This window comes from Candidatus Albibeggiatoa sp. nov. BB20, assembly GCA_016744725.1.
In the GTDB taxonomy this organism is placed as follows: domain Bacteria; phylum Pseudomonadota; class Gammaproteobacteria; order Beggiatoales; family Beggiatoaceae; genus Albibeggiatoa.
Genome location: JADGDW010000119.1, coordinates 1 through 15,125 on the forward strand (window position 1 = coordinate 1; position 15,125 = coordinate 15,125).

General features: G+C 39.6%; 8 protein-coding genes. 4 read left to right on the forward strand and 4 right to left on the reverse strand.

Going from position 1 to position 15,125, the window contains the following annotated elements; translation table 11 throughout:
* Both ABXH34_RS13090 and ABXH34_RS13095 read left to right on the forward strand, forming a co-directional pair.
* A partial coding sequence (locus ABXH34_RS13090) for a carboxymuconolactone decarboxylase family protein (protein WP_353572333.1) occupies window positions 1-592 on the forward strand: 592 nt, incomplete at its 5' end.
* A 374-nt stretch (window positions 593-966) separates the two neighbouring features.
* Window positions 967-1,953, forward strand: coding sequence for a KpsF/GutQ family sugar-phosphate isomerase (locus ABXH34_RS13095; RefSeq protein ID WP_353572334.1), 987 nt, complete (start codon window positions 967-969; stop codon window positions 1,951-1,953).
* A gap of 84 nt (window positions 1,954-2,037) precedes the next feature.
* On the opposite strand, the gene ABXH34_RS13100 is transcribed toward ABXH34_RS13095, so the two are convergent.
* Together ABXH34_RS13100 and ABXH34_RS13105 are read right to left on the reverse strand one after the other, a co-directional pair.
* Window positions 2,038-2,385 carry a hypothetical protein gene (locus ABXH34_RS13100; protein WP_353572335.1) on the reverse strand — a complete coding sequence of 116 codons (348 nt, stop codon included), beginning with the start codon at window positions 2,383-2,385 and terminating at the stop codon, window positions 2,038-2,040.
* A 67-nt stretch (window positions 2,386-2,452) separates the two neighbouring features.
* Window positions 2,453-9,496, reverse strand: coding sequence for a choice-of-anchor D domain-containing protein (locus tag ABXH34_RS13105; protein WP_353572336.1), 7,044 nt, complete (start codon window positions 9,494-9,496; stop codon window positions 2,453-2,455).
* 225 nt (window positions 9,497-9,721) lie between these two features.
* On the opposite strand from ABXH34_RS13105, the gene ABXH34_RS13110 reads away from it, so the two are divergent.
* Entirely contained in the window at window positions 9,722-10,999 is a 1,278-nt protein-coding gene (locus ABXH34_RS13110; protein ID WP_353572337.1) for a vWA domain-containing protein, read from the forward strand.
* Window positions 11,000-11,135: 136 nt separating this feature from the next.
* On the opposite strand, the gene ABXH34_RS13115 is transcribed toward ABXH34_RS13110, so the two are convergent.
* On the reverse strand, window positions 11,136-11,768 hold the full coding sequence (locus ABXH34_RS13115) for a carbonic anhydrase (RefSeq protein WP_353572338.1): 633 nt from the start codon (window positions 11,766-11,768) through the stop codon (window positions 11,136-11,138).
* A 232-nt stretch (window positions 11,769-12,000) separates the two neighbouring features.
* Window positions 12,001-13,596 carry a hypothetical protein gene (locus ABXH34_RS13120; protein ID WP_353572339.1) on the reverse strand — a complete coding sequence of 532 codons (1,596 nt, stop codon included), beginning with the start codon at window positions 13,594-13,596 and terminating at the stop codon, window positions 12,001-12,003.
* A gap of 856 nt (window positions 13,597-14,452) precedes the next feature.
* Between ABXH34_RS13120 and ABXH34_RS13125 the strand changes: the two genes are divergently transcribed.
* A partial coding sequence (locus ABXH34_RS13125) for a U32 family peptidase (protein WP_353572340.1) occupies window positions 14,453-15,125 on the forward strand: 673 nt, incomplete at its 3' end.

Below are 15,125 nucleotides of genomic sequence, written 5' to 3' on the forward strand. Positions count from 1 at the left end.
GTATATGAGTAGTAAAGTTTTTAAAGATAATGTATTTCCTCGGCATGTATCAGATTTGATGAATTTGATGCACATGGTTGTGTTCAGTGGCACTGATGGTGAGGAAAAATGGGATACATACTTACCATTTGAGCAAAAAGAATGCGTGGCGTTGGGTTTGGCTTTGTATTACCAGTGCGATCATTGTATTGAACATCATTCTAAAGCATTGTGCAAAATAGGTAAGGTTGAAGAAGATGTATTGTCTAAAAACATGAATTCCATCATCTTATTTTTGCGTACTGACACCTCACGTATTACCAGTTCTGAAAAGACTCGCTGGATGCAGGCATGGCAAGAATTCTCAGTCAAAATAGCCATGAACCGTGATAAAGCAACACCTTACCTGATTGGCTTGGCGATTGGTATGGCACGCGATGATGATTTTTTGATTCGGTTTTGTGGTGGTGAAGTGAGAAAAATTCTAGGTGAGCAAGGTATTGATACCAGAGCCGCAATTGGCGAGTTAGAGTCTATTGTGATTTTCATGAAGGCAGCAGCCTCTAAGAATCGGATTGCAAATAAAGTTGAAGATTTATTTAGCGAGAAGTAATTATATAGCCGTGTTATAAAAACGAGTTATATAGGAGTGTCGAGATAGTTAATTTTGGTTTATGTGTTAGGACTGGCAGTCCTGTTATTGTTTAAATATCAATTAGTTTTAAAATCTAGGACTGCCAGTCCTGTATCACTTTAAAGTAAAACGACTATATTTGATGATTGGCATTTCTAAATAAAACCTTCGAAATCCACTATTTTTTTAAACTCGGCTGTTCTAACTCATTTCTGTATGATTAGTCCTCTATTCCATTTTTGCTTCTCTGTTGTTCCTCAAATAGTGATTAATAAAGTTAGCCATCTCTTTTGAAAACAGAATGAAGCCGCTACAATAATAATATCCAGATATTCTAATAAAAGGGTATAACTTTGAATACGCCAAGTGATTTTGCACACGATTTCCGCACATTGGGATTGGCTGTTGTACATACTGAATCTCAAGCTGTTTCTTCCTTAGCCGAGCGGATTGATGAATCTTTTATCGATGCCTGCAATGTCTTTCTTCATTGTAAAGCCCGTGTGGTGGTGATTGGTATTGGTAAGTCAGGGCATATTGGTAGTAAAATCGCAGCAACCTTAGCCAGTACAGGCACGCCCTCATTTTTTGTTCATCCCGGAGAAGCCAGTCATGGTGATATGGGTATGATTGTAGCGGATGATGTGGTGTTGGCTATTTCTAATTCTGGTGAAACGGATGAAATTCTCACTATTTTGCCATTGATTAAGCGGCTGGGTGTGCCATTGGTCAGTTTGACTGGCAATCCGCGTTCTACGATTGCAAAAGCCTCTACGGTGAATTTGGATGTCAGTGTGACTAAAGAAGCTTGTCCATTGGGTTTAGCCCCAACTTCCAGTACCACCGTTGCCTTGGTGATGGGTGATGCGTTGGCGGTGGCCTTATTAACGGCGAAAGGGATTAGTGCTGATGATTTTGCGCGCTCTCATCCCGGAGGACGTTTAGGAAAGCGTTTATTACTGCAAAGCAGCGATATTATGCACAGTGATGAACAATTGCCTAAAGTCCCATTAGATACTACATTGCGCGATGCGATTGTTGAAATGAATAGTAAAAGTTTGGGCATTACCGCGATTGTCGATCACGATAACTATGTGAAAGGAATTGTGACTGATGGCGATTTGCGGCGGGCGTTTGATAAACAACTGGATGTGCACAATACTTTAGTCACGGAAATTATGACCCCCAATTGTGTGATAATTGAGCAAAATAGTTTGGCCGTTGATGCGTTACAAGCTATGCAGCAACATAAAATCAGCGCACTATTAGTTGTTGATAAAGATGAAAAATTGGTCGGTGCATTGAATATGCACGATTTATTGCGAGCTGGGGTAATTTGAATTTTTTGAAGGGAAATATCAGTGAATTATTAGGACTGCCCGTTCTTAAATAACTTGCCGTCCTGATAAGAAAAATATAAAGCCTTATTGGGTATGGTTTTTTAGGGTTTTATAACTCTCTTTGATTGCCCAAGCAACCTCATTTTTAATCTGCGGTGCTTGTTCAACATAATGCTGCATTATTCCTATAATATGTTCTTCCTTCCATTCATGCGCTTGCGTTCTTTCAATTCTAATTTTAGCTATGATTCTATGAGAAATCTCATTTAACCATTTCATGCCTTCAATTTTTTGCTGTTCTGTCAATTCATTATCTGACCAAATAGATCGACAAGCGATGGTTAAAGAATGAGCTAGAAACTCGTAATAACTAATTTTTTCTTCTTGAACCAGTGTGTTTATGATGTCAGCATAGTTCTGTATCGTTAACATTTTTTGATGATCTGTATTGGATAAGTTGAGGCTCTGAACTCCTTAGGAATTCAAAGCCTTAACAACATTACTGATTAAACTCAGCGCAAGGGTCTTCATTTAACCAAGATTGGTCATTACATGCTTTCACAGGCCAAACCACCGATTCTAAATCATGGAAAACTGAATTACGAAAAGTCTGAATTTGCTTGACTTCACAGGTTTCAGCATCATAAGCGACAATACTACTGGCAGTTGAAGCTTGATAATCAATACCAATTAATAACCATCCATTCGGCTGAATATCCAAGCCTTCAATTTCACCTTTGCGTCCACCAATTAATTTAAGCTGCGAACTGTCACTACGACCTTTCAAGAAACCAATAACTTGATCGCTAATTCCTTCACAAGCCACTTTCATCTTTTGCGTATTAGGATTGTAACGCCAGACTCTATCTTCACTCGACATAAACATCACACTACCATCACGATCCCATGTTAAACCTGTGACATTATTCAATTGACTATGTTCAAATTGTTTGTGAATTTGCGCAACACCTGTTGTGTGGTCAATATGTAAAATCGCCATAAATTGGTCTTTTTTATTCACAATGCCCCAACCCCACAATTGCTTAGTGATTGGATGTAACGCGATACCCGCCACTTGTTCAAACTTAATGCTGCCATCACTGCTGACAATGCGCCCTATTCTCTTAATATGTCCCGTGGTTTTATTAATCGTATATAAATTACCGTCTTGCTGTTTGCCATACACATTGGAATCATCACCGCCCGTGCCGAGCAATAAATTATCATCATCAGGATGCAATTCCATGCCTTCAATGTCATAACCATAGAAAGTGCGCGTTGTACCCAATAAACGCATATCGCCATCTAAACCCACACTTAAATCGATGATGACAGGTTGGGAAATATTTAATCCTTCATCATGAATCGCATAAACTAAACAAGTGTCTGGTGTGGTATCAATAAACACGTGCAGTGGCTCACCACCGTTATATACTGTTGTACCATCAGCTAGGCGATAACCCATAAATACACTGATTTCACCGCGAACTTGACCTAAATCACCTTTAAAGACAAAAGTATCAATCCCTTCTGGCAGAGCGTCAAAGGTTTGAAATGGCTCAATGTCTATGCCTTCATGCCAATCAACCCAAGAGCCATCCGCTAACTTCATGACATCAGTTACAATGCCATTGAAATTATGTCGCGCCATCATCAACATTTCACCTGCTAAACCTTGGTGTATCGGGTCAACACCAATATGGGCTTGTAATTCTAGGCCTTTCGCATCACGTTTGGATAATAATGTATTGTTGGTGCGAGGAATGTCACACACCGCAACCCGTGGGTCAAAACTAGCTTCACTTTCCAACAAATCACCATTAGGCTCAACTTGTAACATATCTTCCAGTTCTTGCTCTTCCTCAAGTTTTGATTCTGGCTCTTCGTCAATCACGTTGTCACCGATACACGCGCCTTCAGCAATCACAGTACCTTGAGCTAAAATCACATTGTTAATACAAGCATCGGCGTTGATAAAACCGTTAGTAATGGTTGCAGGAGCATTGGGATCACCATTGATTTCACCTTTGAAATTGCCGCCATCGATTTTAGTATTAGGCACAAGTGTGACATCTTCAATTGTACCGCCTCGGGTCACATCAATTTCACCACCGATTGTGCCGCCTCGGAAATCAATTCCGCGCAATTCAAAATTAGTCACTTCGCCATGATTGACCACATCTTGACCTAAAATGACATTGTCCACCGTACTGTCTTGACCGATGAGCACATCTTCTAACAAGGGTAAACCATCATCATCACCGACAAAATCACCCTTTAATTCACCATCGTTGACGTAGGAATCTTTGGCTAAATGTACTATACCGTTATCATCAACTTCATCTTGATCGGGACGATAAATTGAACCGTCTGCGACAATCACACAATCACCAATCACGACATTACGCCCAAATTTAACTTCTTCACCGATGACGATATTGTTTAATACCGTATTAGGTAAAACGATGACATTTTCTAAACGCGCGGTGGGCTGACAATGTTCGGTTGGATTTCCTTCAATTGTGCCTTCAACATAACCGCCTTTAATCACCGCATTATCATCTAACAACACATCTTTAATCACACCACCAACAGGGCTTTGATTACGAATTTCGCCGCGCAATGTACCGCCTTCAATCAAATCACCTTTCAAAGTGACATTTTCTAACACGCCACCGTCATCAACTTTGGTTTGACCTGTTAATGTACCACCTGAAATTTTGCCACCTGATTTAACATGACTGTCAGACACCCAACCTTGGTTATCAATGTCACCTTCAACCACAATATGACTAATGCTGCCGTGTGGTAACACTGTTAAATCTTGCACAATTTCGCCTTCAGCATTACAAGCATAATTTAAACGTCCCTCTGTGAGACATTTTATTTCAGGCTGCTCTTTTTCTATTGTTTCCTCAGGTTCGTCCGTTTTATCTGGCTCTTCTAACACTTCGGGTTCGTCTATTTCATTTGGCTCTTGTAATTCTTCTGATGGCAGCTCTTCTGGATCAGGCGGAGGCAATGCAAAGTCAGCAATACAATGGGTTTCAGGTTTGATTAACTGCACGCTATGGGTTGCACTTTTACCTGCATCACTACAATCACCTGACCAGCCGATAAAAATATACGGTGAATTTGGAATCGCAATTATGCCCATAATGGTCTGAATATTGTATTCACCCGCACATAAGCCCGTGTTGTTTTGACAAGCTAATTCAGGTACAGAATCAGATTGCACCGTACCACTACCACTGCGAATATTGACTGAAAATTTTACTTGTTCCGTTGTATTCGGGGTGAATATCGCATGACAAGCTTTATTTGATGTCATCAACACTTGACCGTTGGTATCACAATCTGCTTCCCAAGCTGCGAATGACCAACCCTCAGCAGGTGTCGGCTGTAAATTTACCGTAGTATCTTGAATCAAATCGGTTAAGAAACATTTTTCAGTTTTAGCAGAATGGCAATTAAAACTTGGATATTGGTTGGAATTAACCTCACCTTTGCCGATAACAAGCACGTTTAGTGTGTATTTTGGTAATAATTTAAAGTTCGCAATGCACGTTATGTCATTATCTAAAGCAATGGCTTCAGATTTACAATTATTACTCCAGCCCACAAAGTAAGAATTATCATGTGGCGTAGCGGCTAACTGTAGTTTTGCACTTTGTAAATATTCATTTTCACATTGTTCATGCGCACCGTGATTACTACAATCAACGTCTGCTGGCAAAGTTGTGACTGTACCAAAACCATTGCCTTCAAATTGAATAGTTAATTTTCGATGAGGTAATGTGGGTGCGGTTGTCGGTTCTTGTTCCACCTCAATCACAATACCTTTACAAGTTAAATCATAACTAATTGATGAATGAGTAATCGTGTCATTACTGGCCAAGTTTAAAGTCGCAGTACGTGTGCCTTTTGCGCTTGGAGTACATGTCAAACCGACATCGACACTATCGCCCCCATCCGCGATCGCCATTGGGAATAAACTGCTATCAATACTAAAGTCGCTGGCATGAGTCCCTGTTATTGAACTAGTAGCCAAATCAATGGTTAAGGTGGTGTTGCCGCGCTCTTGAATGCTCAAGGTTTGATTTAAAGTTTGCCCTACTTCGATACTGCCAAAACTGATAGTTTCTGCAACAGTTGGGTTTGAACCATAAACGGGAATCGGTTCAATACTGCCAATACATTCCACGCTGTAGGTAATTTCTGGCAAGTCTTCATCATTACTGGTGAGATTTAAAACCGCCGTGCGCACCCCTTCAGCACTTGGAGTACAAGTCAAGCTCACCTCAATTTCGTCACCACCATCATCAATATTCAATGGAAATGCAGATTCGTCAATACTAAAGTCATCGGCATGATCGCCAGTAAATGGTGTATCAGCTAATTCAACTTCTAAGGTATCCGTACCGATTTCTTTAATTGTTAAAATACCGTTGATTGCTACATCTAAATAGCCACCGCCTAAATCAATTTCACCTTCAGGCTCTGGCTCAGAATCATAAGCAGGTTTTGGATTGCCATAGCAAGTTAAAGAGTAACTAATTGTGGGTTTATCAGGATCATTACTAGTTAAATTTAGAGTTGCAGTACGGTTTTCTTTGCCGCTTGGAGTACAACTTAATTCAACATCAACATCGCTATCACCATCTGCAATACTGATTGGAAAAATAGAATCATCTTCAATCGCAAACTCATCAACATGATCGCCTGTAATGGGTTCATCAGCTAAATTCACGGTTAAAGTATCAGTACCTGTTTCTGAAATACTCAGCGTCTCGGTAACTTTGACTCCAATATCAGTATTGCCAAAATCAATGCTGTCTTCTGGGTCTGAGCTATAAGCAGGCTGCAAACCTTCGCAGGTCATTTTATAAGCTGGATTGGTGAAAATTTTGCCATTGCTGATGAGGTATAAATAAGCCGTCCGTACGCCTACTGCTGAAGGGGTACAACTCAAATTGAGCGTGACTTCACCGCCACTGCCATCTGCAATATGAAACCCGCCATCACTTTTATCAAATATGCTGCTTAAATTATTAGTGATTGCAAAATCAGCCGCATTCGTCCCACTAATCAATGGACTATCTTGATACACTTTTAATACCGCTGTGCCGCCTTCGGTAATATCCAATGTTGTACTGGAAGTCCCGCCAACAGACACCGCAGTAAATTCAATTTCACCAATATCATTACCGCTTTCAGTTGTACTATTGGGAATTGGTATTGAAGCATAGCCTGCACCAATTGGACGTTTACCCGTGCATTCTAAGCCATAATCAATAGTTGGATATTCTGGGTCATTGGTTTCAACACTTAAGGTTGCTGTACGCAAACCGATAGAAGATGGTGTGCAACGTACTTTTACTGACATGTTTTTATTGGGATTTTTAGTATAATCACCATCACTTGGGTTTCTTAAGGTGAAATCGCTTGCATGTGAGCCTGTAATCGTCATGTTGTCTACGATCAAATCTGCATCACCTTCATTTCTTACTTTATAAATAGCATCAGCTGTTGTGTTACCTATGGTTGCCTCACCAACATCTAGCGTGCTGCCAATAAGAATGGTTTTATTCACATAAACAGGGGCTTTACCTTCACAACTAACGGTATAGGTTGCAGGATTAGTCGCATTTGTGCCGTTATGAGTTAGGCTTAAAGTGGCGGTATGTGTGCCTTTATGCGTCGGTGCGCATTGGATTTGAATTGCTTGAGCCATACTGCCATCAATAATAGAAATTGGAAAACTTGGACTGATAATGCTAAACACCTCGGCATCATCACCATCACCAAATGGATTTGCTGAATCGGTTAAATCAACTGTGACGGTATCTGTACCTATTTCATAAACATACAAAATACTTTGAGTGGTTTCACCAACCTCAACTGATTCATCCATGCTTAACGTGCTACCAATAATAGGCATTGAATTAAATTCTGGGGATATAGCACTGTTAGTTTCACAAGTGATAGTATATTCAGCGGGTGAATCTGCTCCATTATGGGTAACGGAAACAGTCGTAGTATAACTACCTTCAGTTGCTGAAGAACATTCAATAGGTAATTCATCTGTCCCATTTGCAGGAATATCTAAGCCCAAACCCAAACTAATACTCAAAGAGAAAGCAGCAGCACTGCCATCACCACTGTCAGTAAAATCAACATCAGAAATCGTTAGCGTTTCATTGCCTGTATTATAAATTGAAATATTGCGGGTACTGTCGACACCTGGTTGTCCCGATCCAAAACTGAGTGAATCACCAGGATCAGGCCCTGATTCATAAATTGCGCCTTTACCCGTACATTTTAACGTATAGTCATTGGTTGCATTGGTAATATCATTGGTTTTAATGCTTATCGTGGCGGTGCGTTCCCCAACTTCGGTTGGTGTACAAGTCACCTCTAAATCTAAACTACTACCAGAACCTTGACCAATGGTATGCGGTAAACTAGGTTTGCCTGTTAAGGTAAAGTCACCAGAACCTGAACCAGTGAGTTTAATTTTAGAAATTTCCAAATCTAGCTCACCATCTTCACTAATCGTGATGGTTTCTACCGAGCTGGTCGTGTCTACATCTATATCACCAAAATCAATTGTGCCGCTTTGGCCATTATCATCATAGCCCGCACCAATCCCTTCGCAAGTCAGCGGATAGGTTAATTCATCATAAGGAGCAGGTAAATTTGTATAGAGATGAAAGATGGCAGTATGCGTACCGCGATCAGAAGGAGTGCAAGAAATCTCATAAGTATCGGTGTTACCCGGTGTGATCGTTATGGGAAAATCATTATTAATATCATGAGAAGTTAAAGCAAAGTTGGCTTTGTCTGAGCCTGTAAAATTTGCGCTCTCCACGACTAAAGAAAATGAGCCGGTTGTTTCCGTAATCGTCAGGCTATCGGTTTCTGTATTACCTGTTTCAATCGTGCCGCCACCAAAATCTAGCGAAGTGCCTTCTGATGGACTTAAGGTGACGGTTGCTGCTGATTCAACTGTGTATTTAATACACCATTTATTCAGTGTACCTGAACCATAGTCATTATTATCAATAACCGTAAAAGTCCATATATCTGCCGCATTGTCACCTGTAAATATGCTTAACGCTTCTTTGGGGGTGAAATCTGATGAGCCATAAGCGGGTTGGTCTTCTTTACAATTGGTTTGTATCGCTTTTGAACCATCATCACTAATTTCGGTATCATCAAAATCTTTACCAACACAGCCTTCAGGTTTTGCGCTTGTGGTGTCTGGCATTTCGAGTAAAATCACGGTGCTTGAGCCATTGCTCAACTTGAATGTGAGTTCACCAACATTTCCATGCTCTAAATCTAACTGGCTAATACCTATGGTTTTAATCACGCCAATACTGGTATCTGTTATTGTGATACTGCTTGAAATGCCTGCGGTATTATTAACTGGAATAGTCTGTACCGTTTCATTACATTGTTCAAAATTTGCCCATGCGCTACCATTTAGTAATAATAGTATTAAAAGCAGCACATAGGTCAGAAAGCGCGATGTCAACATTAAAACCTCTCCCTCAAAGTGTTATCCTACCAAAGCTGACTAGGAAGAAAATATAGCAAAAATATGCAAGATTTATACATTTTTTTCTTTCTTGATTTATTCAGTATACTATTAAAGCAATACATCAAAAAAGCCCTCAAGTCATTTGCACAAATATAGTAGAAACCTAAATTTATATAAAGAGTTAAAAACTATAACAATAAAATTAAAATAATGGAGAGGTGCATGAACAGCTATCATGGCATAGAAAATAAATTATCTGCTGCTCGAACCCAATTAATTTTAGATAAGCCTTTTTTAGGTGCATTGGTATTACGTTTGCCTATGAAAGCAGCCAATCCTGATTGGTGTGAAAAAGTGGCTACAGATGCGAGACATTTTTATTACAACCCTGAATATATTGAACATTTAAATGTCAATGAAGTGCAATTTGTTTTGGCGCATGAAGCCTTGCATTGTGCTTTATCTCATTTTGCGCGTCGTGAACATCGGAATAAATTTCGCTGGGATATTGCCTGCGATCATGCAATTAATCCATTGTTATTAGATGATAATCTTACGCCACCATCGGGTGTATGGATTGAGCAAAGTTATAAGGGTATGACGGCTGAGGAAATTTATCCGTATATCGATGAAAATAATGCTGATGAACCGATGGATCGGCATATTTATGAAGATGAAGAACAACACAGCGAAGGTGAGCAAGGTTCTGATACTCAAGCACCATCGAATGAAGAATGTGATCCACAAGGTGATAGTGGTTTAGATGAAACCCAACGTGAGGATAATTTTGGAGGGCAAGGTGATGAACCACAGCAAAACCAAGCGACTGAAGACGATTTAGCCGATCAACCGCCTCCTTTAACGGATACCGAAAAGCAAAATTTAGAGACTCAATGGCGACAGCGTTTAGCAGGTGCTGCACAACAAGCGATGCAAGCGGGTAAGCTCGGTGCTGAAATGGCGCGACTGGTCGATCATTTATTACAGCCACGTTTACCTTGGCGTTCATTATTGGCGCGTTACATGACCATGACCGCCCGAGATGACTACACTTATAGCCGTCCATCACGTCGTGAAGGCAATGCGGTGTTTCCTAGTTTACGCAGTGCACAACTGGACATTATTGTGGCGATTGATATTAGTGGCTCTATCAGTGATGCTGAAATTGCAGAATGTTTGAGCGAAATTGATGGCTTAAAAGGACAGTTACGCGCCAAAATTACTTTGCTGGCTTGCGATGCTGATTTAGCAGCAGAATGTCCGTGGCAGTTCGAGCCGTGGGATGAATTTTATATGCCTTTGGCGATTGCAGGTGGTGGTGGTACTGATTTTCGACCTGTATTTGATTATGTAGAGCAACATGATGCACAGCCTGATTTATTGGTATATTTCACTGATGCAGAAGGAACTTTTCCAAAACATGCGCCGCATTATCCTGTGATTTGGTTGGTTAAAGGTAAACATCATGTACCTTGGGGACAACGAGTACAGTTGAACTGATATGAATGATCTATTTTTTTGAACAAATAATTTACTTTAAACATATTAGGGTGGGCAGAACAAAATGAAATCTGTCTTTTTAAAATTTACAATACTTTGAGCATGTAGAAACCCACCCTTGAAAAATCAAGCACACTTACATCGTTGGTGGTACATTATCAAAATATTCAACTATACCCGTTTCTAGCGAATATTCTGCACCAATAACCAGCAATTCATCATCTTCTATCATGTGTTCAAGCACTTCAGAACCAAAGCGTAAATGACTGGCTGAAACACGCACGTTAGCACGCATTGCATGTCTGGCTAATTCTTCAGGATTATATTTTAAATCAAGTTCTAATAAACCTTCCACAGAAGGACGAATCCGTTTGACGATTGAACGTAAGTTGCGTGATTGATTTTCTACAGGCTGTTGCAATTGTTGTAAGGTCGCATTCACTGCACCACAATGGGTATGTCCCAGCACAACGACCAATCTTGTGCCAAATTCCTCAGCCGCAAATTCCACACTACCAATTTGTGATGGCGCAACAATATTTCCCGCTACTCGAATCACAAATAAATCGCCCAAACCTTGATCGAAAATCATCTCAACAGGGACACGTGAATCAGAACAGCCAATAATCACGGCGAAAGGCTTTTGACCTGAGAGAAGTGTTTGACGACCTTCTTGGGTTTTTAGCATATCACGACTGCGCAGATTACCTGACACAAAACGTTGATTACCTTCTCGTAAACGCTCAAGTGCCTCTAATGCTGAAAGCATAGATTTTTATCCTTAATTATAGACTGGGATGTGATAATTATACTTAAGGCTGATGGCTAAATGATGGGGTATTGAGAAACAGCCTTTGGCTTCTAAATATCATTAACTTGTATTGAACTGGCTAAAAATCAAGGCTAGATACATAGCCCTAGACAAAAGAAAGGACTGATAGTAATTAAAACAATCAGTCCTACATAATAACTAACTATTCAGATGGATAGAAAATCGAGGCCTAACGACTTGATAAAGCATCTGCTGCACTGATTAAGGCTTCATTTTCATGATCGGCACAATATTTATCTAATACACTGATATTTTGGTCTAAGAAATTAATTGTAAAATCAACAGGGATTTCACTAAAGTTATGTATGCGGCCTTGACCATAACCCAATACCCAAGACATGATAGTGCGTTGGTTTTCTTCACTTTGGCGACGGAAATCAAAGCATAAATGACGCGACATATCTAACTCATTACTCGAAATACTTTCAATAATATTGCCGACTTTCTTAGCCAATTTACGCATGAAAGCTAATGCGCCTTCTTCCTCAACTTCATTAATGGTCTGTTGCTGATTATTTTCGGCTAAATCATCATGGACTTGTAGCAAATATAAATTGGAATTAGTGGCACAATGTTGTGCTAATTGAGCTAATGAGGCTTCCATATTAGTGGCTGATAAATCTAAACTTAATTGAGTTGATGCTTTTTTGCCTTGTCTAAAACCGTGCATCCAAACTTGCATCATTTGTTGTATTGTCGCAGACTCACGATTAAACACAGAGCAACGACATTGCAACATATCAACAATATTAGCTGCTTGCGGTTTGCTTGTAGAAGGTTTAGTGGGTTGTGATGGCTGTGCAATTTGAATAGGTGGCAACAAATGAGGGCGTACATATTTACCAACAACCGTCATACTGCCCGCACAAAATGCCCCTGCTTTATTTCCACCACGAACGATTACGGTGTCAGGAAGGAATTCAAATTGAATCGTTTCACCAATGAATTTATTGTGGATTGTAACAACATCGCTGGTCAATAAACCTGAACCTGTAAAATTACACGTTATTTGGCCTAAACCTGTGATACGTATAAACACACGATTACCAAAGATTTTTAATACATTCAAGTTTGCTCGGCGGTTTAAAATATAATCCCCTTCAATTTGAGCGCTGGTAACTAACATGCCCACATTATTAGCAGTGGTGTCTTCTACAGCAGATACTGCTGGACGGTTAATCACCGTTTTGATCGGTTCTGCAATTTTTGGTACATTCACTGCTGGAATGCTAGGGATAATTTGTTCAGCTGCTTGTTTTACTGATTCTTCAACTGATTTAAGTGCAGGTGCTGAAATAGGCGAAGTCACAATTGTTGGAGAAGGCATTACCTCAGCAACTTTGGATTTACCGCTGTAAATGCTCACTTCTAAGCGATAATGAATTTGGATTGTATCAGGCTGAGTTAAACCAACACGAATGATATAATCAGCATTGCGGGTTAAGGTATTTGACCAATGGGTTGGTGTCGCAGAAGAAGATAAAATTTCTTGCAATTGATTGCCTGCAACTTGAAACACTGAAACAAATGAATAAGGCGTGTTGGAATTTAATTGGATAGACATCGTCTGCCCAGCATTAGCCCTTAACATATAGTGTTTTTCTATTGTATTTGTATCTATTTGCCCAGTCATCACGGCTGAAAATTGACCTTTAGCAAATTGCACCCGATCCGCGCTATCAATAACTGCTTGACTATCCATTGCCATCGCTATTGGCAGCCAGCTCAAAAGCAGTACATAAGCTAATAATTTCTCTAAACGCATAAATAAACTCCCTAAATTAATTTAATGGTAACGCTTGAATTTGGGCAACAGTCAGCAATATGTTGATTTAACATTGCACTTATTATGAATACTATTTTACTACCGTACCATTTTTTAAACTATAGTTCTCAAATTAAAAATCGTAAATTGATCTTGTTTTAAAAAAATTCAGTACAGCGTTATCCTTGATCTATATGTGTGTTTTTTAGAAATTCAGGCTTTATTTATCAATATTTTGGATCAATGTTAAATCATATAAGGCTCGCAATGCGGAATAAGTTAAGGCCAAATCAGAATTTAATGAAATTGGAAAACGAAAGAACTGAAGAAAAGCAGATTTGAAGCAATTTTAGCCAATATCAAACCAACTTAATAATTCATGTTACGAAAATGAAAAAAAGTTTGAAAGAGTAGGGTGGAATAGATGAGCCTTTGATGTTAGTTATTATTAATAAACTCTCTCTCACCGTATTCCACCATCCCGAGCGTATCGTATATTTTGCTGGAAAACGCTGCGCTATTCCACCCTACATAAAATGAAAAATTCTTTTATTTACGTAAGGTGAGTTAATATCTAAATCATTAAATAAAATTTTGTCGCTTTCATCATACTCAAATGAGTTTAGTCTGTATATTCGTTATTTTTAAAAACTAGACTTATGATTATTTTATAGAAATGAAACCTGATAACTAAGCAATAAATCGTTGACAATCTTACGACAAATAGATGAAACTAGAATTGGGGATGGATTAAAGTAACAGTGCCGTTGCTTGAAATCATATTGCACTTCCCCAATAAACTGACTTGTTTAGTATGAAATTATGAAGTCCCCAACCTTTTTGAAGACTTACCAATATGAAACGACCTGAATTACTTGCTCCTGCAGGAAACCTAAGAAACCTGCGTTATGCTCTGGCTTACGGAGCTGATGCTGTTTACGCTGGTCAGCCGCGCTATAGTTTGCGAGTGAGAAATAATGATTTCAATAAACTAGAGAGTTTTGAACAGGCAATACAGGAAACGCATGACCACGGAAAGAAATTCTATGTTGCTGCCAACATCCTACCACACAATAGTAAACTCAAAACCGTTCTAGCTGATATTGAACCTGTGATTAATATGCAGCCTGACGCGCTCATCATGGCCGACCCAGGCTTAATCATGATGGTACGTGAACGCTGGCCAGACATCCCCGTACATCTATCAGTACAAGCCAATACCATGAATTATGCTAGCGTTAAATTTTGGCAACAATTGGGTTTAACTCGGATTATTTTATCCCGTGAATTGTCGCTGGAAGAAATTGCTGAAATTCGCCAACAATGTCCTGATATGGAGTTAGAAGTGTTTGTGCATGGCGCATTGTGTATTGCTTACTCAGGTCGTTGTTTGCTCTCAGGTTATATGAATCACCGTGATCCAAATCAAGGCACATGTACCAATGCCTGCCGCTGGGATTATAAAGTGAGTGAAGGTGAGACCGCTGATACAGGTGACATTGTGCCCAAGCAAGCCCTGGGCACAATGT

Excerpts from the sequence above, each read along its gene's own strand:
- ABXH34_RS13100 (WP_353572335.1), bottom strand. The coding sequence starts at position 2,385 with ATGTTAACGATACAGAACTATGCTGACATCATAAACACACTGGTTCAA.
- ABXH34_RS13105 (WP_353572336.1), bottom strand. The coding sequence starts at position 9,496 with ATGTTGACATCGCGCTTTCTGACCTATGTGCTGCTTTTAATACTATTA.
- ABXH34_RS13110 (WP_353572337.1), top strand. The coding sequence starts at position 9,722 with ATGAACAGCTATCATGGCATAGAAAATAAATTATCTGCTGCTCGAACC.
- ABXH34_RS13115 (WP_353572338.1), bottom strand. The coding sequence starts at position 11,768 with ATGCTTTCAGCATTAGAGGCACTTGAGCGTTTACGAGAAGGTAATCAA.
- ABXH34_RS13120 (WP_353572339.1), bottom strand. The coding sequence starts at position 13,596 with ATGCGTTTAGAGAAATTATTAGCTTATGTACTGCTTTTGAGCTGGCTG.